The 24143-nt window shown below is 37.6% G+C and carries 17 protein-coding genes, 4 tRNA genes and 3 rRNA genes; 13 read left to right on the plus strand and 11 right to left on the minus strand.

Annotated features, from left to right (window positions below):
• The first annotated feature begins 95 nt into the window (after window positions 1-95).
• The 5 genes from ACZ2G0_RS00435 to ACZ2G0_RS00455 all read left to right on the plus strand — a co-directional run bounded on the left by ACZ2G0_RS00435 (window position 96) and on the right by ACZ2G0_RS00455 (window position 4711).
• Window positions 96-533: a TPM domain-containing protein gene (locus ACZ2G0_RS00435; protein WP_300288434.1), complete on the plus strand. Its 438-nt coding sequence runs from the start codon at window positions 96-98 to the stop codon at window positions 531-533.
• Window positions 533-1363, plus strand: a complete 831-nt coding sequence (locus ACZ2G0_RS00440; protein WP_470308522.1) for a TPM domain-containing protein — start codon at window positions 533-535, stop codon at window positions 1361-1363. Before ACZ2G0_RS00435 ends, ACZ2G0_RS00440 begins: the two co-directional genes overlap by 1 nt.
• A 203-nt stretch (window positions 1364-1566) precedes the next feature.
• Window positions 1567-1983 carry an RrF2 family transcriptional regulator gene (locus tag ACZ2G0_RS00445; protein ID WP_470308523.1) on the plus strand — a complete coding sequence of 139 codons (417 nt, stop codon included), beginning with the start codon at window positions 1567-1569 and terminating at the stop codon, window positions 1981-1983.
• 63 nt (window positions 1984-2046) lie between these two features.
• Complete coding sequence (locus tag ACZ2G0_RS00450; RefSeq protein WP_470308524.1) at window positions 2047-3468, plus strand: alginate export family protein; 1422 nt, start codon at window positions 2047-2049, stop codon at window positions 3466-3468.
• Between the two features lie 241 nt (window positions 3469-3709).
• A complete protein-coding gene (locus ACZ2G0_RS00455; RefSeq protein WP_470308525.1) occupies window positions 3710-4711 on the plus strand; it encodes a hypothetical protein in 1002 nt (333 codons plus the stop codon).
• Between the two features lie 52 nt (window positions 4712-4763).
• Here ACZ2G0_RS00455 and der read toward each other — a convergent pair whose 3' ends face one another.
• Together der and era are read right to left on the minus strand one after the other, a co-directional pair.
• Complete coding sequence (der, locus tag ACZ2G0_RS00460; protein ID WP_470308526.1) at window positions 4764-6071, minus strand: ribosome biogenesis GTPase Der; 1308 nt, start codon at window positions 6069-6071, stop codon at window positions 4764-4766.
• Window positions 6072-6531: 460 nt separating this feature from the next.
• Window positions 6532-7413, minus strand: coding sequence for a GTPase Era (gene era, locus ACZ2G0_RS00465; RefSeq protein ID WP_173837270.1), 882 nt, complete (start codon window positions 7411-7413; stop codon window positions 6532-6534).
• Window positions 7414-7531: 118 nt separating this feature from the next.
• Between era and ACZ2G0_RS00470 the strand changes: the two genes are divergently transcribed.
• From ACZ2G0_RS00470 to ACZ2G0_RS00490, 5 genes are all read left to right on the plus strand, one after another.
• Window positions 7532-7604 (plus strand) — tRNA-Met (locus ACZ2G0_RS00470).
• A gap of 34 nt (window positions 7605-7638) precedes the next feature.
• Window positions 7639-7711, plus strand: a tRNA-Met gene (locus ACZ2G0_RS00475).
• 512 nt (window positions 7712-8223) lie between these two features.
• Window positions 8224-9060 carry an alpha/beta fold hydrolase gene (locus ACZ2G0_RS00480; protein ID WP_470308527.1) on the plus strand — a complete coding sequence of 279 codons (837 nt, stop codon included), beginning with the start codon at window positions 8224-8226 and terminating at the stop codon, window positions 9058-9060.
• A gap of 1 nt (window position 9061) precedes the next feature.
• Window positions 9062-9556, plus strand: a complete 495-nt coding sequence (locus tag ACZ2G0_RS00485) for an RNA polymerase sigma factor (protein WP_470308528.1) — start codon at window positions 9062-9064, stop codon at window positions 9554-9556.
• On the plus strand, window positions 9543-10112 hold the full coding sequence (locus ACZ2G0_RS00490; RefSeq protein ID WP_470308529.1) for a hypothetical protein: 570 nt from the start codon (window positions 9543-9545) through the stop codon (window positions 10110-10112). Before ACZ2G0_RS00485 ends, ACZ2G0_RS00490 begins: the two co-directional genes overlap by 14 nt.
• A 185-nt stretch (window positions 10113-10297) precedes the next feature.
• On the opposite strand, the gene ACZ2G0_RS00495 is transcribed toward ACZ2G0_RS00490, so the two are convergent.
• A complete protein-coding gene (locus ACZ2G0_RS00495; RefSeq protein ID WP_470308530.1) occupies window positions 10298-12310 on the minus strand; it encodes a M13 family metallopeptidase in 2013 nt (670 codons plus the stop codon).
• A 321-nt stretch (window positions 12311-12631) separates the two neighbouring features.
• On the opposite strand from ACZ2G0_RS00495, the gene ACZ2G0_RS00500 reads away from it, so the two are divergent.
• Window positions 12632-13330: a pseudouridine synthase gene (locus ACZ2G0_RS00500; RefSeq protein ID WP_470308531.1), complete on the plus strand. Its 699-nt coding sequence runs from the start codon at window positions 12632-12634 to the stop codon at window positions 13328-13330.
• A 564-nt stretch (window positions 13331-13894) separates the two neighbouring features.
• Here the strand turns inward: ACZ2G0_RS00500 and rrf are convergent.
• The 7 genes from rrf to ACZ2G0_RS00535 form a co-directional block, all read right to left on the minus strand.
• Window positions 13895-14004, minus strand: a 5S ribosomal RNA gene (gene rrf / locus ACZ2G0_RS00505).
• A 155-nt stretch (window positions 14005-14159) separates the two neighbouring features.
• Window positions 14160-17044: ribosomal RNA gene (locus tag ACZ2G0_RS00510) — 23S ribosomal RNA — on the minus strand.
• A gap of 190 nt (window positions 17045-17234) precedes the next feature.
• A tRNA-Ala gene (locus ACZ2G0_RS00515) sits at window positions 17235-17308 on the minus strand.
• A gap of 91 nt (window positions 17309-17399) precedes the next feature.
• Window positions 17400-17473: transfer RNA gene (locus tag ACZ2G0_RS00520), tRNA-Ile, on the minus strand.
• Window positions 17474-17613: 140 nt separating this feature from the next.
• Window positions 17614-19127 (minus strand): 16S ribosomal RNA (locus tag ACZ2G0_RS00525).
• Together the 16S, 23S and 5S rRNA genes with 2 tRNA genes alongside form the textbook arrangement of a ribosomal RNA operon.
• Window positions 19128-20621: 1494 nt before the next feature.
• Window positions 20622-21476 (minus strand): leucine-rich repeat domain-containing protein, encoded by an 855-nt coding sequence (locus ACZ2G0_RS00530; RefSeq protein ID WP_470308532.1) that lies wholly within the window; start codon window positions 21474-21476, stop codon window positions 20622-20624.
• Between the two features lie 222 nt (window positions 21477-21698).
• Window positions 21699-21974: a 4a-hydroxytetrahydrobiopterin dehydratase gene (locus ACZ2G0_RS00535; RefSeq protein ID WP_470308533.1), complete on the minus strand. Its 276-nt coding sequence runs from the start codon at window positions 21972-21974 to the stop codon at window positions 21699-21701.
• Window positions 21975-22057: 83 nt separating this feature from the next.
• Here ACZ2G0_RS00535 and ACZ2G0_RS00540 point away from each other — a divergent pair, with 83 nt between their 5' ends.
• On the plus strand, window positions 22058-22351 hold the full coding sequence (locus ACZ2G0_RS00540; protein WP_470308534.1) for a hypothetical protein: 294 nt from the start codon (window positions 22058-22060) through the stop codon (window positions 22349-22351).
• Window positions 22341-23225, plus strand: a complete 885-nt coding sequence (locus tag ACZ2G0_RS00545) for an 8-amino-7-oxononanoate synthase (RefSeq protein WP_470308535.1) — start codon at window positions 22341-22343, stop codon at window positions 23223-23225. The genes ACZ2G0_RS00540 and ACZ2G0_RS00545 overlap by 11 nt, the downstream gene beginning before the upstream one ends.
• Before the next feature lie 7 nt (window positions 23226-23232).
• On the opposite strand, the gene ACZ2G0_RS00550 is transcribed toward ACZ2G0_RS00545, so the two are convergent.
• Window positions 23233-24102: a diacylglycerol/lipid kinase family protein gene (locus ACZ2G0_RS00550; protein WP_470308536.1), complete on the minus strand. Its 870-nt coding sequence runs from the start codon at window positions 24100-24102 to the stop codon at window positions 23233-23235.
• Window positions 24103-24143 lie beyond the last annotated feature (41 nt).

Below are 24143 nucleotides of genomic sequence, written 5' to 3' on the forward strand. Positions count from 1 at the left end.
AACCATTAAGAAACATAGATTATTGAGAATTAATACATCTTGTTTCTTGATGGTTTTGTATTTTAAGAAACATCTCAAAACATAAAAAGAAACTCATGTCTAAAGTAGAAGATTTTTTAACTGCAGCCGAAGAACAGGAAATTGTTGAAGCCATTCGTGTGGCCGAAAAAAATACCTCAGGAGAAATTAGAGTACATCTTGAAAAAACAACCAAACTTGATCCTTTTGATCGCGCGCTGGAAGTTTTTAATGAACTAAAAATGCATGAGACTCAATTAAAAAACGGCGTTTTAATTTATGTTGCTGTCGCAGATAAAACATTTGTAATTTGTGGCGACCAAGGAATTAATGATATTGTTTCCAATGATTTTTGGGATACAACTAAAGATATCATGATTGCCCATTTCAAGAGCGGAAACTTCAAACAAGGCTTGATCGACGGTATTTTAAGAGCTGGCGAAGAGTTAAAAAAATACTTTCCGTGGTCAGAGGATGATACGAATGAATTATCAAATGAAATATCGAAAGGATAATGAAAATAAGTCAAAAGTCGAAAGTCAAAAGTCTTAAAACAAGAGCAACACTGTTGCTGTTTTTTGCCTTACTATTAAATAGCAGTTTCCTTTTTGCCCAATACACAATACCTAAGTTACCTGATTTACAAACATCCGTATATGATTACGCGAACTTATTTAGCGCATCCGAGAAGCAACAACTCGAACAAAAATTAATTCAATACGCTGATACCACTACTACTCAAATTGTAGTGATTACAATTGAAAGCTTAGAGAATGAAGATGTTAGTCAGTTGGCCACTAAATGGGGACAAACTTGGGGGATTGGAGGAACGGCAAAAGATGACAATGGCGTCATTATCTTGGTCGCAAAAAAGGAAAGAAAAATTGCCATTAATCCAGGTTATGGTCTAGAAGACCGACTAACAGCTGGAACAGGTGGCGAAATCATCCGAAATATAATTATTCCCGAATTCAAAGCTGGAAGTTATTATAACGGTATCAACAAAGGAACAGATGCGCTCTTTGATGTTTTTAAAGGAAAGTACAAAGGAGAACGAAAGAAAAATAATGAGGGAAGTGATTTTCCCTTTGTGCCATTACTAATTATTGTGATCGTAATCATTGCATTAGCCTCTAGAAATAAAGGTGGCGGCGGAAACTCTGGAAATCGTGGCGGCGGTGGCCCAAGCTTACTCGATGTCATTATCCTTAGCAATCTCGGTCGTGGTGGCGGAGGTGGCGGTTTTGGGGGTGGTTCATCAGGAGGAGGCTTTGGTGGCGGTGGCTTCGGAGGTGGATTTGGCGGAGGCGGATTCTCAGGTGGAGGATCTAGCGGAGGCTGGTAAAAACATAAGAAAGACTGCCTAGCGCAGTCTTTCTTATTTTTGGACAGCAAGCAAACAAACGGATCTAACTACTGATTCATATCCAAGGAGGAAGTAAACGACACTACAAAAGGTAACTTTCAAAGAATATCTTGACTTTATGACTAGTTTGTTTATCTTTAATCAACCAATCACAAAAGTCATAAGCCAAACTAACAAATACAATGCTTTCCAACAAAACAAAATACGCCTTAAAAGCACTACTATACTTAGCCGAACAAAAGGAAGGTCATATTGCTAAAACAAGTGAAATTGCGGCGACAGCAATGATTCCTAAAAAGTTTTTAGAACAAATTTTATTAGATTTAAAAAGAGGTCATATTGTAGGTAGTAAGCAAGGAAAAAATGGTGGTTATTACCTTTTAAAATCTGGAAACGACATCACCCTATCCGATATTCATCGCCTCTTTGATGGAGCTATTGCCTTATTGCCCTGTGCTTCCTTAAATTTTTACGAACGTTGTTTAGATTGTACCACGGAATCAGAATGCAGTTTACACCACGGATTAGTGCTAATTCGAGATGAAACGTTGAAAGCTATGAACGGTATTACCATAGCTTCGCTAGTAAAAAAAACATAGTTTACAATTAACTCTACTATTTAGGTATAATTAGTATATATTTGCTGAAATTTAAAATAAACAATGAACCTAAAAAAAACAGTAGCTTCCCTATTCACCTTGTTTGCAGTAGCAACCGGTTCAGCTCAATCTAATGATGCACTATTAGAATTATTAGTAAAAAAGGGATTTGTAAATCAAAAGGAGATTGATTCTATTCGGAAAGCAACACAAACCGAAGTTCATTCGACAACAAGTCACAAAACATTTCTTCTAGATTTACAGATAAAAAATCGATTGGAATATCGAAATGGCTATGGAAATATTCCCGATGCAAGTACCGCTCCTGCCGCCTTTGTCAATCAAAGGAGTAGAATAAATTTCTCCTATCAAGATGATTCGCACTTAAATGCTGTTTTTTCAATTCAGGACGCAAGAGTTTGGGGATCAAAAGACCCTAAAGGATTAAACGGGACCATTCAATTGTTTGAAGGTTATATTGAACCTTTATTAACCCACTCACTCTCTATTCGAATTGGCAGGCAGCGCTTAGCCTACGACAACCAGCGTTTGTTTGCTGAAAATGAATGGCGCGTAAATGCAGGTGCACACGATGCCATAAATTTAAGATTTAAATCTAAAAAACTCAATACCGAGTTGGTTGGTGCGTTCAATCAAACTAGTGAAAGGTTTTTTGGAACTGATTTTACTCCAACTGAATTAAGTACTACAGCAGCTAACAGCACACCCTCCACCTGGACTAATTATAAGGCATTACTAGTTCATTATCTAAAATACCAATACAATGATGTTTTTACTTTGACAACCATAACAGCTTCTGATGCATATCAAGATGCCAATAATAAAGAACAAAATTACTGGCGATTTACCTATGGCGGACGACTGGAATACCAAAAAAGACAATGGTACCTCACTACCAATACTTATTTCCAATCCGGAAGAAATACTACAGGGAAAACGATAAATGCTTGGTACTTGCAACCAGAATTGAGATATACCAGCGCTAACAAAATTACTTTCAAATTAGGAGCTGAAATCTTAAGTGGAGATAACGGAAAAATTGGAGCGATTGATCACAACTTCGTGCCGCTGTATGGCGTAGCACATCGCTTTAATGGATCCTTAGATTACTTTACAAGATTCCCAACCGACTTGAATAACGCCGGACTAGTGAATCCTTATTTTTATATCAGCAAAACCATAAATCCACATTTAGAAATTAGTTCCACCAACCACTTATTTTATACTCAAAAGAGCTTCATAACTGCTGCCAATACCACTCTAACTAAATTCATGGGCTACGAGAACGATTTATTAGTAACCTATAAACCCAATAGCTACACTGCTATCGAAAGCGGTTTTTCTGTGGCCTTACCAACAAATACGTTAACTACAATAAAGAAAACAGGAGATGCTAACCGTATACCAACTTGGGCATATGTACAAGTAAAATTTACACCAACTTTATTCAAATCATCGTTTTAAAGTCAGCAAATTACATGGGGAATTGAGCTTAATATAGCACAAATAAATCTTAAATCGAGTCAATAAGTCGGTATAACCAACTCCTTTTATATCTAAAATTAATTACAACCACACAACTTTATATTTTCATATTTTCGGCAGTATAATTCTAACAGCAAACAAGATAACGCAAAGTTAAACTACTTAAATTTGAAACTTGTCTATATAATCTTATATTTGATTGGTCAAAAATTAACCAATCATGAAAAACATCAGCTTAGCAGCTCTACTTATCCTGCTACTTACATTGAATAGTATAAATGGTTATTCCCAATTTAGCGGCTGGAAACAAAAAGTCTTAGAAGCAGGAGCTTCTTTGGGTTCTCAAAAACTAGGTCTAACAGAAATACTTAAAAAGCCCGCAGCAATTACAACTTCATTTGAAGATGTCAATCAAACAGGTGCCAAATTTCCGAACGATATTATCGTGAAGAATATACAACCTTTGTATTTACTACCTAAAGCGAGCACTGGTGGCTTTATTTTATGTGAAGGTTTTTATGAGATGACCGCCAAGAGTTATTGTCTAAAAGCAGGAACCTATGCACCCTCCAAAGGTGATGGGTATATGTATGCTCCAACTCTTGGTCCACAAAAAGATATTGTCATTGCAATTCTAAAAAGTGCCGAAAAGCATCCCGAAATTAAACAAAACGACATTCAAGTCCTGCTGTGGACCATAATTGCACGAGCACGATTTGCTGATTACAGCGGACAAGTTAAATTAACTGCTATTGCATTGCTTACACCAATCGAACTAACAAAGCTCGAAGGAGGAATGCTAGGCGTATTACCAAAAAGTGTAATGGATCAGGCCAAATCTAAATTACCTGATGCGCTGCAAGACGCATTTGAAGCCGAAAACAACATCCGTAAAATGGTAGCTTCGGGCAACTCTAGTTTTGCCGAAATGGAAAAGTATGCGATCATTGCTGGTATGGCGCCAGCCCGTGCTGATATCCCAAGCGGCATTTGGACACTACATCCTAATGGATACTACATTCGGTATTTTCCCTATGGTTATGCTACAACCCAAGTACAAATCTATGTCCCTACAGGACTCATTTCAGCTGCTAAACCCGTGATTTATGATGCTACTAATGACATCGCTTGTCCTGCAAATACCGGCTCGCAACGTTTAGCACAAACAAATGAACCATTAAAACCTGATTACACCATCAAATTAAAAATCAATTGTAAGTAACCGATACTTTAAAACAAAAAAAAATCCCGATTTGAATCGGGATTTTTAGTTTTTATTTCTCTCTGATATAAATATCAATTGGCACTCCTGCGAAATCCCAATTGTCTCTAATTTTATTTTCAAGGTAACGCTTGTAAGGCTCCTTTACATATTGTGGCATATTAGCAAAAAATACAAATTGCGGAGTTTGCGTTGGCAACTGCATACAATATTTAATTTTCACATATTTTCCTTTAGTTGCAGGCGGTGGATACGCTTCAATTACCTTCAACATGTACTCGTTGAATTTTGAAGTAGCAATACGTTGTTGTCTATTTTCATACACTTTTACCGTAGCTTCAAGTGCTTTTAATAAACGTTGTTTTGTTAAGGCAGACACAAAAAGAATAGGCACATCTGTAAATGGCATTAACTCTTGTCTGATTTTCTCTTCGTAATCTCTAGTAGACATGGTCTCTTTTTCGACTAAATCCCACTTGTTTACTAAGATTACAACTCCTTTACGGTTTTTCTCAGCCAACCAAAATATACTTTGATCTTGACCTTCAAATCCACGAGTTGCATCAATAATCAAAATACAAATATCAGCATGCTCAATAGCACGTACAGAGCGCATTACCGAGTAAAACTCTAAATCTTCCTTAACCTTAGCTTTACGACGGATTCCCGCTGTATCTACTAAGTTAAATTCAAAACCAAAACGGTCAAATTTTGTATCGATAGAATCACGAGTTGTACCCGCAATATCAGTTACTATATAACGATCTTTACCAATTAAGGCATTGATGAAACTTGATTTCCCAGCATTAGGGCGACCTACAACTGCAAAACGAGGCAAGTCAGAAGCTTCTTCTACTTCTGGTTTTTCTGGGAAAGCTTTAATCAAAGCATCCAATAAATCTCCTGTACCACTACCTGAGATACTAGCGAAAGTATAATACTCTCCTAAACCTAAGTTATAAAACTCTACTGCGTCCTTCTCACGCATAGCATTATCCACTTTATTTACAGCTAATAGAACTGGCTTTTTAACCTTGCGTAGCAACTTAGCTACGGTATCATCCATAGGAGTGATTCCTTCCTCAACATCAACAACAAAGATGATGACATCAGCCTCATCGATTGCCAATTCAACCTGCTTGCGAATCTCTCCTTCAAACACGTCATCAGATCCACGGATGTAACCTCCGGTATCTATCACAGAAAACTCTTTTCCGTTCCACTCGCTTTTACCATAGTTTCTATCTCGAGTAACTCCCGAAACCGAATCTACAATAGCTTCTCTTCTTTGTATCAGCCTATTGAAAAGGGTTGATTTCCCCACATTAGGTCTTCCTACTATCGCAACAATGTTATTCATAATTCTAATTTGAAATATTTGGCAAAGGTAGTTAAAAAAAGTCGCTAAGTCGCTAAGTTTCTGAGCGTCTCTGCTTTTTATGGTTTCTTGGAGCTATTTCCAGCTATTCACTCTATCTTTTATGCTGAACGCCAGCATAAAAGGATGCCGTTACTATCTGGGCTACTCCACGTACAACTGCAACAACATCCTGCTTACACCGCGCTGCGTAAGGGATAGCAGTGAAAATCCTTTTTACTGGCTTTTTAGCCAGTAAAAAGATTGCAACGAATAGCCCGACCCGTATAATCCCGATAACTATCGGGATTATACGGGTTACGCCCAAATACTTTTTTCACAATCCTTCTCTATTTGGCACGGCAAACTCTTTCTATATAAGTTTAGGTCATAAAAAAACAGCATTCAATTTATACTTGAATGCTGTTTTTATTAGGATAACTAAATTAGGGCGTATGTTACTTTATTGATTGTAACCAAAACGTTTTAGCATGTTGGCATTGCTTCTCCAATTTTTGTTTACTTTCACCACTAATTCGATGTGAATTTGTTTACCAAAGAATTTCTCTAAATCCTCACGCGCCTCAGTACCTACTTTTTTCAAAGCAGCTCCTTTGTGACCAATGATGATTCCTTTTTGAGTTTCGCGCTCAACCATTATTAAGGAACGAATACGGATTATTTTTTCATCTTCAAAAAACTCCTCCGTAACGATTTCAACTGCATATGGGATTTCCTTACTGTAGTTCAATAAGATTTTCTCACGAATAGTTTCATTAACAAAGAAACGCTCCGGCTTGTCTGTTAATTGATCTTTTGGATAATATGCGGGTGATTCAGGCAAAAGCGAAATGATACGCTGAAAAACCTCAGGTACATTAAAGTTCTTCAATGCTGATATTGGATATATTTCGGCATTAGGTACTTTCTCAGCCCAAAAAGCCACCTGTTGCTCTAATTGTTCTTGATTAGAATTATCGATTTTGTTTAATAACAATAAAACAGGGATTTTAGAATGGATGATTTTATTAAAAAACGCTTCGTCCTTTAAATCCTGCTCGCCTATTTCGACCATGTAAATCAAAATATCAGCATCCTCAAACGCTGATTTTACGAAATTCATCATCGATTCTTGCATTTCGTATGCCGGTTTGATGATTCCTGGCGTGTCTGACAAGATCATTTGAAAATCTTCTCCGTTTACAATTCCTAAAATTCTATGACGTGTTGTTTGTGCTTTTGAAGTGATTATTGACAATCGTTCTCCAACAAAGGCATTCATGAGCGTTGATTTCCCAACGTTTGGATTACCTATGATATTTACAAAACCTGCTTTATGTGACATTTCTACTATAATTTATGCCACAAAGGTAGTCATATCAAGTCAATAGATAAAATAAAACATTTTTTAAAATTTATCTTGTAAAATGCAGAAATTGATTGTATCTTTGCACCCGAAACAACGCGGGATAGAGCAGTAGGCAGCTCGTCGGGCTCATAACCCGAAGGTCACAGGTTCGAGTCCTGTTCCCGCTACTAAGTAGCCTTATTGAGATTACAAAACGCACATCGCGGGATAGAGCAGTAGGCAGCTCGTCGGGCTCATAACCCGAAGGTCACAGGTTCGAGTCCTGTTCCCGCTACTAGAAAAAGCTTCACAGGGATGTGAGGCTTTTTTTATACCCAATAATTATAAAATAGCTCCTATTCTCCCCTACTGTAAGAACCTATTTTATGTGGTTTTTTACCTTAAATTCAATTATCTTAGATTTGCTATTATAGCCCACTCTTAAAAGTAGCAATTGGGCAACTTATTTTAAAGCAAAACATTCTCAACAACCCAATTTACTTCACGAATTTCTCTAACGACGTAGCCATTTTTATTGTGTTACAGCGCAAATACGAACGCTAACTTTTATTTAATCTGCGAATCAGCGGCAATTTTTTAATTTATAAAGAGTGATTCATATTGTGGGAATGATAACTTAAACACAACTTGAAAAACCTTACGTTTTGTGTTTTTAAAAATTTACAATCAGTGCGATTTACATGACTTTAAATCCGAAATTTGATTCTTGAAAAAAAAAAATGCTTTTTTGATGTAACAATTAAACTAGTACTGTATCAAAAGGTAAACTTTAAAAAATTAAATCTTATGAAAACGAAGTCTATTTTAATTATTGTATTTGTCCTTTTGATGTCAAAATCTGTTTTTGCTCAAAATGCTTTCAAAGTAGAGGTAAAAGGAAAAGGAACTCCAATCTTGTTATTCCCTGGTTTCGGCTGCACTGGAGAAGTTTGGAATGAAACAGTAGCCGAACTTTCTAAAAACAACGAATGTCATATTTTTACTTTTGCTGGATTTGGAAACGTTCCTCCGATTGAAAGTCCGTGGTTGGCTACCATTAAAGATCAGCTCATATTATATGTAAAAAATAAAAAAATAAAGAACGCTACATTAATTGGTCATAGTTTGGGAGGCACTTTAAGTTTGTGGTTAGCCTCTCAGGAAACTAATTTGTTCAAAAAATTAATTATTGTTGATGCTTTACCTGGAACTGCCGCTTTGATGATGCCTAATTACACAGGAGAAATTATTCCGTATGACAATCCTCAGAGTAAAATGATGCTCAACATGGATCAAAAAGCGTTTGACGGAATGAATGCACAGTCCACTTCTTTTATGTGTATGAACAAAGAAAAACAAAAAACCATCAATGAATGGATGAGTCTTGTGGATAGAAAAACTTACGTTCACGGTTATATTGACATGCTAAATTTAGACCTGAGAAAAGAAATTTCTAAAATTAAAATTCCTGTTGTAATTTTAGCTGCCTCAAATCCGGATCTTCCCACAGTACAAAACACCTATAAAGCCCAGTATGAAAACCTTCCCACTGTTAAAATTCAGTATGCAGCAAACTCCGCTCATTTTGTTATGTACGATCAGCCGGAATGGTTTATAAATAAAGTAAAACTTGAATTAAAATAACGTGGCTAATAAAGAACAATTCGACGAGATCTATTACAAGCATTACAATAAAGTGTTTCGTTTATGCAAAGGTTATTTTTGTGGAGATACCGCATTGGCTTCTGATGCAACTCAAGAAATCTTTGTCAAAGTCTGGGAGAAATTAAACACTTTTAGAAATCAATCAAGTATTAGCACTTGGATATACAGAATTGCAGTAAATACTTGTCTTCTTTATCTAAGAAAATCATCTACAAATAAAGAAATTAGGACCGGTATCCTACCTCAAATTACTTCTGATACCTATTCGAGTGAAAAAGACGAGCAACTTAGACAAATGTATCAATGCATCCAAAAATTGGAAGAAGCGAATAAGATGATTATCCTGATGACGCTAGACGGTCTAGAATATCAGGAAATATCAGAAGTAATCGGGATCACCGAAGAAGCCCTTCGTGTTAGAATTCATAGAATTAAAAAAAAATTAACTCAATGTGTACAAAATGAAAACATTTGAAGAATTACAAAATATCTGGGATTTACAGACAGCATCTATGTCACAACCAACTGCCATCGAAATCATAAAAAGAGCAGAGTCACATGTTAATAAAATTAAACGCAATCATATGTGGACTAGAATAATTTTGAGCCTTACCTCAATAATATTAATATCCTATTACATTTGGTCGGGTGCTTATAGTCATCTCCAGTTTAGTATTGGTGTGGGTATGATGATTGTAATGCTTGGGAGTCGTGTAGCCTTAGAATGGATTAGCGTAAAAAAGCTAGCTAATTTAAATACTGATCTTACCTTAATAGAATACAGTAAACTAGCACATCAGTTTTATACTTGGAGAAAAAAAATACATTACATTCTTACTCCCATCATTTACCTCATGTATACTGCTGGATTTACATTGCTTTTACCTATTTTTAAAAGTATTTTCTCAAGAGGCTTTTATCTATACATTTTATTAAGCGGATATATTTTTTTACTTCTATTTGCAATTTTTATGATACGAATTATCCAAAAGGAAATAAAACTATTACACTTCTTAAAAAACATTTCGTAAAGAGAAAAAACAATTGGTAGCTATTTTAGCGCTTCCAACACTAAAAAACTTCGAAAAAATTTAGAGCTTCTTTTATGCTATAACTCAAAATCTTCTAAAAGTTCCAATTTCTATAAAGCAAAAACTGCGCAACGTATCTAAATACATTTGCGCAGTTCTTATTAAAGTAAAATCATGATTGCAACTTACCAAATTGTTATTCTGTCTTTTTTAGGTAAAAACATCTTGTCTCCTTCTTTTACATTAAAAGCATCGTAAAAAGGCGTTGTATTCATAAGCGGACCATTAACACGCCAGTTTGGTGGTGAGTGTGGGTTATTGTTTATCCACAAGCGCAGGTATTCGTCTTTCATTTTTACTCTCCATATTTTAGCTAAAGAAATAAAGAAGCGTTGGTCTGGTGTGAAACCGTCAATTTTCACGTTCCCTTTTCCTTCTTCTGTCATTTTGAACGCATCGTAAGCAACAGCAATTCCAGCAATATCAGCTGTATTCTCTCCTACTGTTAATGCGCCATTTATGGGTAAATCTCCTAAAACTGTAAACGTACTATACAAATTAGTAACTTGCTGTATTCTTGCCTTAAACTGCGCATAATCCTCTTTTGTCCACCAGTTTTTTAGGTTACCATTTTTGTCATATTGTGCACCTTGGTCATCAAACGTATGTGTTATTTCATGACCAATAACCATTCCTATTCCACCGTAATTCAATGCATCATCAGCATTATTATCAAAATACGGCGGTTGTAAAATACCCGCTGGAAAAACAATTTCGTTTGCTGTTGGGTTGTTATAAGCCGTCACTGTTGGAGTTGTTGTATACCATTCTGATTTATCGACTGGTTTTCCCAACTTAGCTAACTGAAATTGATAAGCAGTGGTCGCGGCAGAAACCTTATTTTCGAAATAGGTATTTCTTACAACAGTCACACTGCTATAGTCTCTCCATTTATCAGGATATCCAATTTTTTTAGTGATGGCAAAAAGCTTTTCTTTGGCCTTCTTTTTGGTAATTGGACTCATCCATTCTAGATTATCTATTCGCTTAGCATAGGCCTTTTGTAAATTGTTAACCAAAGTCAACATTCGTTTCTTAGCCTCTTCTGAGAAATACTTTTTTACATATAACTCGCCAAGTGCTTCGCCTAGATAATTATCAAGAACACTGGCCATTTTTTCACCACGTGTTTTTTGTACCGCTTGACCAGAGAGCACCTTAGTGTACTCAAACGAAGCATCTACGAAAGGCTTACTCAAATCGTCTGCATATCGTTCTATAGAATTTGCTTTCAAATAAATTTTCCAATCAGCGATGGGAATTGACTTGACTAATTTATTAAGGGCATCATAATAAGCAGGTTGCCCCACATTTATAGAATCGGTTTTTGCTCCTAAATTATTTAAAAAACCAGTCCAGTTTAAGTTGGGATGCCTTTTTACAAGGTCAGAGACAGCAATTTTATTATAATTAGCTTGTACGTCTCGAAGTTCAACTTTAGTTTTATGTGACTTAGCAAGTTGTTTGTCGATATTAAAAACTAGATCTGCATTTAGTTTAGCCACTTGAGGATTATTGCCTGTTTGTTCAAATAATGAAGTTAGATACTTTTTATAGGCTTGTTGAATCTGTAGTGTTGATGCATCTGATTTAAAATAATAATCACGATCAGGCAAGCCTAAACCTGTTTGATACAATTGAGCAATATTCATACTGCTGTTTTTTTCATCAGATGATATTCCAAAACCGATAATAGATGCATTGTCAACTTTCACTTCACTAGCGACAAAATTTAGTAATGATGGCAAATCAGTAATGGCATCAATTTTAGCAAGTAAAGGTTTGATAGGTGCAAAACCCCGTTTTTCAATGGTGATGGTATCCATGCCCGATGCATAAAAGTCACCAACCTTTTCAGCTATACTTCCTGCTGGATTTTTACTATGCGAAATACTGTCTAAAATTCCTTGCAATCGCATTCGTTGCGGATAGTTCATAAACATATAGGCACCAACTCCCGACTGAGATGCTGGGATTGGAACAGAATCATACCATTTACCATTGACAAACTTAAAAAAATCATTACCTGGAACAATTGTAGAATCTATTCCGGTTATGGGCGTAGTTTTTTTCTCTTGATGTTTGGAGCAGGCCGACAAGGCCAGAAATGCGGTGAATAGCAGTAGTGATTTTTTCATGTTTTAGATTATTTCTATTAAAAGGAACTGAAAAGCGTTTGTCTAAATTTCCAGAAAGTAGTAGCCTGACCTATTTAATTTTAGCAGAACAAGATACAAATTCGGTTTTAAATCGAGTCTTTTTCGTAAAAATACTTACGAATCACCCTTTTAGGAATTTGGATGGCACAATTCATTATGCCAATCGAAATTTCTTTCAACATCAATTCAAAATAAAATTCAAAACTTACTTAAAGAGGCAATCAATTATCAATTGTGTAAGGCTTGAAAATTAAAAGCTTTAAAACTGAATTCAAAGGAAATGTCTAGTATTTTTGTGGGATGTTAGAAATTCTTTATCAAGATGAATATATAGTTGCTATTAATAAGCCAAGCGGTCTATTAGTACACAAATCTTTTTATGCCCGTGATGCAAAAGTGTATGCTATACAAGAGCTGCGCAATCAAATAGGAGGACAACATGTGTACCCTATTCATCGATTAGACCGAAAAACATCGGGAGTTTTATTATTTGCCTTAGACAAGTCGACCCTGAAAATCATGAATGACCGTTTTGCTTTACGGGAAGTCGAAAAAAAATACTTAGCCATTTTACGTGGTTGGACTCTTCCAGAATCGACCATTGATTATGATTTAACTAATGATGATGACATCAAACAAAATGCGATAACGTACTTTCATCGCTTACAAACCACAGAAATTGATTTAGCATTTAATAATAAACCAACTTCAAGATATTGTCTAGTAGAAGCGATTCCTGAAACGGGACGTATGCACCAACTTCGCAAACATTTCAAACATATTTTCCATCCAATATTAGGAAGTCGTCCTCATGGCTGTAACAAACAAAACAAATTGTGGCTAGAGAACTATGAACTAAAAGGAATGATGCTTCACGCACATCAATTAATCTTTAACCATCCGGTATCTGACGAAAAACTAATTCTGAATGCAAAGATAAATGAGGAGTTCTATAAAGTCGGAACTATTCTTAATCTAGATTTAAGCCCATATATTTAATTTAGCAACAAAATCAATAATATACTTATCAAAAGCGCGAATTAGATACACCCTTAAGATTAAAAAAGCTTTAGATATCCTTATATAGCTTTCACCATAATGATCTAAAAAAATGAAGATTGTATCAATTTGAATTACATACCACGTTCAGTTAATATGCAACTTTTAAACTTGAGCTACTTTGCGCCACATACCGGCATTTAGCCACATTTAATGATGTTTTTAGGCATAATTCAGAAAAACACAATAGAGGAATCTTTTAACTAAGTTAACTATTTATTCCATTTTCTTGGGCCTGCCGCTACTTCCACTTCATTCCAGTACCGTCGGGCTATTCGTTACAATCTTTTTTGCGGCTAAAAAAAAGCCTCAAAAAAGGATTTTCACTACTATCCCTCAGGCAAAAAATCAGTTTTTACAAGAAAATCAGCTGAAAAACAGAAGAAACTAACTCAGATGAATCAGGATTTCAATAAAGAAAGACAACGAACCGAGCCGCTATTTCAGGACGGGACATCTATAAAACAAAAAACCCTGATTCTTTAGAATCAGGGTTTTTAAAAAGAAAGGCGACGACATACTCTCCCACATAACTGCAGTACCATCTGCGCAGGCGGGCTTAACTACTCTGTTCGGGATGGGAAGAGGTGAGCCCCGCCGCAATAACCACCTTAAGGTCGTTTTGCAATGGGTAAATTAGCTATTTGCTAATTAACATTACATAATATCTTAACACATTGAGATAAAGAAAAAAGTATTAATCTTGACTTGCCCTGAGCGAAGTCGAAGGGAGAAAGTTTCTCCCTGCGGGTTACCCCGCAGGAAAAGTGTACATAAGCTTACGGATTATTAGTACTACTCGACTATGACATTACTGCCTTTACATCTATAGCCTATCAACGTGGTCATCTCCCACGATCCTTAAAAGAAATCTCATCTTATGGTGGGTTTCGCGCTTATATGCTTTCAGCGCTTATCCCTTCCCAACGTAGCTACTCTGCGGTGCCACTGGCGTGACAACAGATACACTAGAGGTTAGTCCAATTCGGTCCTCTCGTACTAGAATCAGATCCATTCAAATTTCTTGCGCCCACAGTAGATAGAGACCGAACTGTCTCACGACGTTCTGAACCCAGCTCGCGTGCCACTTTAATGGGCGAACAGCCCAACCCTTGGGACCTTCTCCAGCCCCAGGATGTGACGAGCCGACATCGAGGTGCCAAACCCCCCCGTCGATATGAGCTCTTGGGGGAGATCAGCCTGTTATCCCCGGCGTACCTTTTATCCTTTGAGCGATGGCCCTTCCATGCGGAACCACCGGATCACTATGCTCTACTTTCGTACCTGATCGACCTGTATGTCTCTCAGTCAAGCTCCCTTATGCCATTGCACTCTTCGCACGGTTACCAAGCGTACTGAGGGAACCTTTAGAAGCCTCCGTTACTCTTTTGGAGGCGACCACCCCAGTCAAACTACCCACCAAGCAATGTCCCCCGCAATCGCGGGGTTAGGCCTCAGATAAACAAAGGGTTGTATTTCAACAATGACTCCACAACGCCTAGCGACGCCACTTCACAGTCTCCAACCTATCCTACACATCATTTATCCAAGGTCAATACTAAGCTATAGTAAAGGTGCACAGGGTCTTTTCGTCCCACTGCGGGTAAACGGCATCTTCACCGTTACTACAATTTCACCGAGCTCATGGCTGAGACAGTGTCCAGATCGTTACACCATTCGTGCAGGTCGGAACTTACCCGACAAGGAATTTCGCTACCTTAGGACCGTTATAGTTACGGCCGCCGTTTACTGGGGCTTCAATTCAATGCTTCTCCGAAGATAACATCTCCTCTTAACCTTCCAGCACCGGGCAGGTGTCAGGCCCTATACTTCATCTTACGATTTTGCAGAGCCCTGTGTTTTTGATAAACAGTCGCCTGGACCTCTTCACTGCGGCCAGCATTGCTGCTGGCGACCCTTCTCCCGAAGTTACGGGTCTATTTTGCCTAATTCCTTAGCCATGAATCTCTCGAGCACCTTAGAATTCTCATCTCGACTACCTGTGTCGGTTTGCGGTACGGGTACTATTAACCTGAAGTTTAGAGGTTTTTCTTGGAAGCCCTTAGGTGCACTATCTCTTTGTCCGAAGACGCCGAGTACTATCGTATTTCCCCAAAGCCCGTGGATTTGCCTGCGGGCCTTATAGGTAGGTACTTCAACGAACTATTCCGTCAGTTCGCGGCACTTTCATCACTCCGTCACCCCATCACAGTTAACAGTAGTACGGGAATATTAACCCGTTGTCCATCGACTGTCCCTTTCGGGTTCGCCTTAGGTCCCGACTAACCCACAGCTGATTAGCATAGCTGTGGAAACCTTAGTCTTTCGGTGTGCGGGTTTCTCGCCCGCATTATCGTTACTTATGCCTACATTTTCTTTTCTATCCAGTCCAGCATGCTTTACAACACACCTTCTACCCTGATAGAATGCTCCCCTACCACTTACAATAAATTGTAAATCCATAGCTTCGGTAATATACTTATGCCCGATTATTATCCATGCTCGTCCGCTCGACTAGTGAGCTGTTACGCACTCTTTAAATGAATGGCTGCTTCCAAGCCAACATCCTAGCTGTCTATGCAGACAAACCGCGTTCTTTCAACTTAGTATATATTTGGGGACCTTAGCTGATGGTCTGGGTTCTTTCCCTCTCGGACTTGGACCTTAGCACCCAAGCCCTCACTGTTAGTGAACATTATATAGCATTCGGAGTTTGTCAGGAATTGGTAGGCGGTGAAGCCCCCGCATCCAATCAGTAGCTCTACCTCTATATAACTTTATAACTAACGCTGCACCTAAATGCATTTCGGGGAGTACGAGCTATTTCCGAGTTTGATTGGCCTTTCACCCCTACCCACAGGTCATCCGAAGACTTTTCAACGTCAACCGGTTCGGACCTCCACACTGTGTTACCAGCGCTTCATCCTGCCCATGGGTAGATCACACGGTTTCGCGTCTAACACTACTGACTAAAGCGCCCTATTCAGACTCGCTTTCGCTACGGATCCGTGGCTTAACCACTTATCCTTGCCAGCAACGTTAACTCGTAGGCTCATTATGCAAAAGGCACGCCGTCACCCCACGAAAGGGCTCCGACCGCTTGTAAGCGTATGGTTTCAGGATCTATTTCACTCCGTTATTCACGGTTCTTTTCACCTTTCCCTCACGGTACTGGTTCACTATCGGTCTCTCAGGAGTATTTAGCCTTAGCGGATGGTCCCGCCAAATTCAGACAGGATTTCTCGTGTCCCGCCCTACTCAGGATACCACTATCTATTATATTCATTACTTATACAGGGCTATCACCTTCTATGGCTCTACTTTCCAGTAGATTCTAATTCTTCATACATAAAATGTCGTGGTCCTACAACCCCAACATTGCCGTAACAACATTGGTTTGGGCTAATCCGCGTTCGCTCGCCACTACTTACGGAATCACTTTTGTTTTCTTCTCCTCCGCCTACTTAGATGTTTCAGTTCAGCGGGTTTGCCCACCCGTAGGTGTACTAGATCTTCAATCTAGTGGGTTGCCCCATTCAGGTATTTACGGATCATATTGTGTGTGCCAATCCCCGTAACTTTTCGCAGCTTATCACGCCTTTCATCGCCTCTGAGAGCCAAGGCATCCCCCATACGCCCTTATTTTGCTTATTGTACCAACATTCAGTTAAGAATGCCGTTCTTTCTACTTGCCTAATGATAAACAAGTAAAATGCTTTCTACTTTTTAATATTTTTCTTATCTCAATATGTCAATGAACTTTATTTAGTCTAAAATCGTAAAGTCAAATGTCTTAAAGTCTAGGACTTTGGACTATCGACTTTGGACTTTATGACCAAATTCGTGGAGAATAACGGAGTCGAACCGTTGACCTCCTGCGTGCAAGGCAGGCGCTCTAGCCAGCTGAGCTAATCCCCCATTTCATGAGTGACTAGTGAACAGTAATTAGTGACTAGCACTAATTTTTGTTGCTTTTCAACTCTAGAATTTCCTTATTTAAGGTAAATAGTTGCCTCGGACAGACTCGAACTGTCGACCCCTACATTATCAGTGTAGTACTCTAACCAGCTGAGCTACGAGACACTCTTATTCTTAAATTCCTTTATTCAATTTTTTTATAAATTAACAGCAAGAGTAATAAAATCTTAAAACTAAAAAACCTTTAGGTCTTTTCGTCTTTTTCCCTAACGTGTTGATAAATCAACTAACAATTAAGGCTCTAGAAAGGAGGTGTTCCAGCCGCACCTTCCGGTACGGCTACCTTGTTACGACTTAGCCCTAGTTACCAGTTTTACCCTAGGCAGCTCCTTGCGGTCACCGACTTCAGGCACCCCCAGCTTCCATGGCTTGACGGGCGGTGTGTACAAGGCCCGGGAACGTATTCACCGGATCATGGCTGATATCCGATTACTAGCGATTCCAGCTTCACGGAGTCGAGTTGCAGACTCCGATCCGAACTGAGAACGGTTTTGTAGATTCGCTCCTGGTTGCCCAGTGGCTGCTCTCTGTACCGTCCATTGTAGCACGTGTGTAGCCCAAGGCGTAAGGGCCGTGATGATTTGACGTCATCCCCACCTTCCTCACAGTTTACACTGGCAGTCTTGTTAGAGTTCCCGACTTGACTCGCTGGCAACTAACAACAGGGGTTGCGCTCGTTATAGGACTTAACCTGACACCTCACGGCACGAGCTGACGACAACCATGCAGCACCTTGTAAATTGTCTTGCGAAAAGTCTGTTTCCAAACCGGTCAATCTACATTTAAGCCTTGGTAAGGTTCCTCGCGTATCATCGAATTAAACCACATGCTCCACCGCTTGTGCGGGCCCCCGTCAATTCCTTTGAGTTTCAAACTTGCGTTCGTACTCCCCAGGTGGGATACTTATCACTTTCGCTTAGCCACTGAACTTGCGCCCAACAGCTAGTATCCATCGTTTACGGCGTGGACTACCAGGGTATCTAATCCTGTTCGCTACCCACGCTTTCGTCCATCAGCGTCAATCAATTAGTAGTAACCTGCCTTCGCAATTGGTATTCCATGTAATCTCTAAGCATTTCACCGCTACACTACATATTCTAGTTACTTCCTAATAATTCAAGTCTAGCAGTATCAATGGCCGTTCCACCGTTGAGCGATGGGCTTTCACCACTGACTTACTAAACCGCCTACGGACCCTTTAAACCCAATGATTCCGGATAACGCTTGGATCCTCCGTATTACCGCGGCTGCTGGCACGGAGTTAGCCGATCCTTATTCTTACAGTACCGTCAAGACTCTACACGTAGAGTGGTTTCTTCCTGTATAAAAGCAGTTTACAATCCATAGGACCGTCATCCTGCACGCGGCATGGCTGGATCAGGCTTGCGCCCATTGTCCAATATTCCTCACTGCTGCCTCCCGTAGGAGTCTGGTCCGTGTCTCAGTACCAGTGTGGGGGATCTCCCTCTCAGGACCCCTACCCATCGTAGCCTTGGTAAGCCGTTACCTTACCAACTAGCTAATGGGACGCATGCTCATCTTTCACCGATAAATCTTTAATTATAAAGTGATGCCACTCTATAATACTATGAGGTATTAATCCAAATTTCTCTGGGCTATCCCTCTGTGAAAGGTAGATTGCATACGCGTTACGCACCCGTGCGCCGGTCTCTAGTTCCGAAGAACTATACCCCTCGACTTGCATGTGTTAAGCCTGCCGCTAGCGTTCATCCTGAGCCAGGATCAAACTCTTCATCGTATATTATTTGCTTATTACTAAGCTATTTATTTTTGACTGAAGATCTATCGGTTCATTTTTTAATCTCTCGATCTCATTACTCTTATTCTTTTGTTTCAAGATTTCTCTTAAAACGGCTGTCAATTCAATATGTCTACGAACGTGTGTATCTTTTTTTCCTCTCCTTGACTCACTGTGTGTGTCGCTGGAAGCGGGTGCAAAAGTAATAAACTCTTTTACTTCTCACAAGCTTTTTTGAAAATAATTTGAAAATAAATTTTCAACTCCCTTTTCGTTTGCTTGTCATTATGTAAAGAACTTTGTCGCTGTTGCGGGTGCAAAAGTAGTGAGTCTTTACCGTTAAACAATACTTTACAACACACTTTTTTTAATCTTTTTTTATCACTCGTTTTAAAACTCTGAAAAACAACATTGTTACTGTTTATTGAAATTTGGTGATTTTTACATTTGTAAGAAAAAAGTAAGTGAATTAGCGGGTTTGTTCTTGTGTTGCTAGTGTTTGGATGGTGTTCGAAAGCTAATTTTATATGTGAGTGACTTGTGCTTAGAACTATTGGCAGGGTGATTTAGCGGGTTTACTGTTTTTAATATGTAATTTAGGTAACTGAGCTACTATATATGTAGGTTGTGATTGTGTTTAGAATTATTGGAACGCGGATGACGCGGATATAGCGGATTTATTGTTTTTGAAGTGTTTTGAATATGATTGCGTACATATATGTATGTATGCTGTGATTGTGTTTGGATACATTAGCACGCAGATTTCGCAGATTCTAGCAGATTTTATGACCATAGAAGGTTTCGTATATAATTACTTTACATATATGTACAGGTATATGTATAACGCAATTGTGTTTGGAAACATTGGCACTCGACATTGGAGGTTTGACTATTGAGGCGTGTTGTTAGGTTTTAATGGTGCTTTTTTCCTCCTATATATAAGGTAGAAAAGAAAACAAGGTAGGGAGAATAAATCAGCGTTGTTTAAATGGTACATAAATATTCTCGAAAACTACTACTACTACTACTACTACTACTACTACTACTACTACTACTACTACTACTACTACTACTACTACTACTACTACTACCCTAGCCCTGATAGCAGTGGAAATCCTTTTACGGGGATTTTTATCCCCGTAAAAGATTGAAACAGATAGCTGGACACGAGCGAAGCGAACTGACGAAGTAAATAGCTCCTAGGAAAAACACCCTTTATGGAAGTGCTAAAATATCATTAGATGTAAAACAAAACCCGATTACCTCTTGGACTTATCTTACTTTGAATCTAACATAGCATTTCAAGCATATTAGACCTCCCTATTCAAGGTTTAGGCTACGGCTAAACGGTATTAATACAAAAAAGCCCACAAAGTTTCACTTTGTGGGCTTTAACTAAACTAAACTAATTATATTTAAAACCAATCCTATTTGAGTAGTAACAAACCATTTAATAACCAATCATCTACTTTATCTACTACCATAAAAAACTCATTAATCTTCTGAAACTAGAGGTCTTTCGATTTCCATTTTAACGTCCATTAAAACAGCAACTCCTCTATCGTTAAGCATTGTTAGGTTCAAGGTATCTAAAACTGCCAATCTGCTTGACACTAAACCGCTGAACATATTATAAGAAATATTCATTTCTTTAAGATTTTTTAATTTTTCTAAATCGAAAGGAACTTGCCCATCTAAATTATTTTCAAATAAACTTAAGTTTTCCAATTTACTCAACTTAGAAACATCAGCACTTAATTTACCACTTAATTTGTTACTATTCAATAAGACAATTTTAAGTGTACTCGCTTCAAATAATTCATTTGGAATCTGTCCTTCAATCTCATTATTGAATAAAGCTAAAGTTTCAAGATTTTGTAGTTTCCCAATAGTTTGAGGTAAAGTACCTGAAATCTTGTTCATATACAATTCTAAATCTTTAAGACTTGTCATTTCTCCGATTGTAACTGGAATAGAACCAGAAAGTCTGTTGAATGATAAATCTAAAGTTTTTAATTGTTTTAAATTTGAAATTGTAACAGGAATAACACCTTCGATATTGTTTTTGTGTAAGTTTAATTCCTGCAAGGAAACTAAATTTGTAATATCACTTGGAATTTGTCCCGTTAAATTATTATCTGACAAATCGATAGCGATTACATTATCTCCGTCTACCTTGACACCGTGCCAAGTATTTACTGGAGCATTTAAATCCCACTTTACTTTCCAGTTCTCACCGTTAGTAGATTTGTAAATTTTCAAGAGAATAGCTTTGTCAGAAACCGATACATTAGCCAACAACGTTACTGATGCTAGAACTGTAAATAAAAAAGTAAAGATATTTTTCATGGCGTGTGTTATTTGATTTCTACTATGTAAATGTACACACATGAAGGATAATGAACAAATAAAATCGACGAACTACACAATTGTGCGTAAAAATAAAGATTAAATCTTACAATTAAAACAAAAGCCAATCCTTCTAAAAGAACTGTTTAACAGCTATCTAGACCCTGATAACCCCAATAATTGACAACTACGACAAAAGCAGGCAAAATAAAATACCAATTGCTACAATTTTTCGATTGCAGAGGCTAAATCAAAATCTTTTTCTGTCAAGCCTTTTGCATCATGCGTGGTTAGTCGTAAAGAAACCTTATTGTATGTATTTGTTATTTCAGGATGATGTCCTTGCTTTTCAGCTAGAATTCCTATTTGAACTAAAAAACCCATTGCTTGAACAAAGTTTTCGAATACAAATTTCTTTTCAATCCCGTCATTATTAAAATTCCAATCGGTCAATTGTTCCAATAGTGGTGCTGCTGTGGCTGCTGAATACTTTTTCATAATTTCTAATTTCTTTAAAAATAATTAAAATTGAGTAATACACCTTTAGTTTTAACTTTAAATATTAATTTTGCCTACCATTAATGTCCCTACTAATTTTGACTGATACCTATTCCTTTCAAATTTATTCTACAGTTGCACAACTTCCCACCGCATGGGATTCTATTGCGTTACCCAATATCTTTCTTTCGAAAGCCTACTTGGGAATTGCAGAAAAATCAGCGCCTACGAATATGCAAAGCCATTTTATTGGGGTTTTTAAGGGTTCTGATTTGGTTGGTATTGCGCTCTCTCAATTCATTAATTTGAGTGAACTGAATTCATTTGGAGAAAGAGATGCACGATTAAAAACAACTATTAGGAATTTTGTTTTTTAAAAATATTAGCTCTAAAGTCCTAGTTATTGGCAACAATATGCTTACGGGGCAAAACGGTTACTGCTTTAGTGAACAAATTACTGCGGCAGATGGAATTACCATTTTAATGAAAGCTGCGATTGCACTAAAGAGAATATTATCAGCAAAAGGATTTAAGACACATCTTACTATATTTAAAGATTTTTCAGAACAAGAAATCAAGAAGACCAAACTAACCCGGTTCAAGACCTTTTACAAATTTTCTACTCAGCCCAATATGGTCTTTAACATCGCCGCTGACTTAAATACATTTGATGATTATATAGGTTGTTTGAATAAAAAATACCGTGATCAGTACAAAAGAGCTCGAAAAAAGGCTGATACTATATCAAAAAGGAAATTATCCCTGGAGGAAATCGTTACTTACAATTCTAGAATTCATGAATTGTATTTGAATGTGGCCAAAAATGCTCCTTTTAACACTTTTTATTTACCCGAAAACCATTTTGAAATATTTAAGGAGTCTTTAAAAGATAAGTTTCTTTTTTATGGCTACTTTATCGAAGACGAATTGATCGGTTTCAATACCTTAATTAAGAACGGGAATGACATCGATACCTATTTTTTAGGGTATGACGATCATTACCAGCGCGAAAAGATGTTGTACTTGAATATGCTATATGATATGATTGCGTACTCTATCAATAAAGGCTACAAAAAAATAATTTTTGCTAGAACAGCTTTAGAAATCAAAAGCTCGGTTGGTGCACAACCTTTAGAGATGTACGGATTAATGAAACATAGCAACTATTTTGTTAATTTGTTGGTTTCGAAAACCTTTCGCTACTTTGAACCGAAAATCGAATGGCAACAGAGAAATCCATTTAAATCGTAGTCTTGCTTTAAGGAATTGCTACTTTAATTTTTTGAGAAGAAACGGAGATCTCCAATTTAGATTCGGTTCCATGATACTCTCCATCAATTTGAAAATTAACTGGAATATTAGTTTCTATGGTTGCTTTGTCAGAAGATATGATTACAACATCATTTGTATCGTCAGGCATATTACCGGTTATGATTTTACCCATAACTAACAAATCTAAATTTTTTAAAATAATTAATTCAAAAAAGCCGTCATTCATCTTTCCATCAGGATTGATTACAACTCCGGTTCCATATTTTTGAGAATTAGCAATGACAATCATTCTTGCATCGCATTCTATACGTTCTCCATTAACCTCTATAATTGCATGAAAGAGTTCATCATCCTCTAAGAGTGTATTGATTGCTTGCATGGCATATCCCAGCTTTCCTCGAATGGTGCTGTTCTCATAATTTTTAATCAATAGTGCATTGAGCCCTAAATCACTTAGGTGTAAACTTTTATTTCCGTTTATTAAAATACTATCAATAGCAATGTAGTTATTTTGAAATGCAACCAGAAGCGAATCTTCTAAATCTTTTGGCAAACCTAAATCAGTAGCTAAGCCATTAGCTGAGCCAGCAGAGAGAATTCCAAAAATAACCTCTTCATTTTCGAGAGCATCAGCAGCTAATTTAATAGTCCCATCACCACCTGCAACAATAATCCGCTCCGGTTTGTATTGATCAAATAATGCCTTAATTTTGACGGCATCTCCAATGCCTTTAGTTTCATAGGCTACGAAGTTGCAATCCTCTTGATGAGAAAATCGTTCTGCTGCAGTTATAAATTCTGCTTTATCTATCGCCCCAGAAATAGGATTGACAATCATCATGACATTCTTTTTCATTAATTTACTCCTTAATTCATTAAAAAAATTTAAATTAGAAC

Source organism: Flavobacterium sp. KKT103 (genome assembly GCF_055640565.1).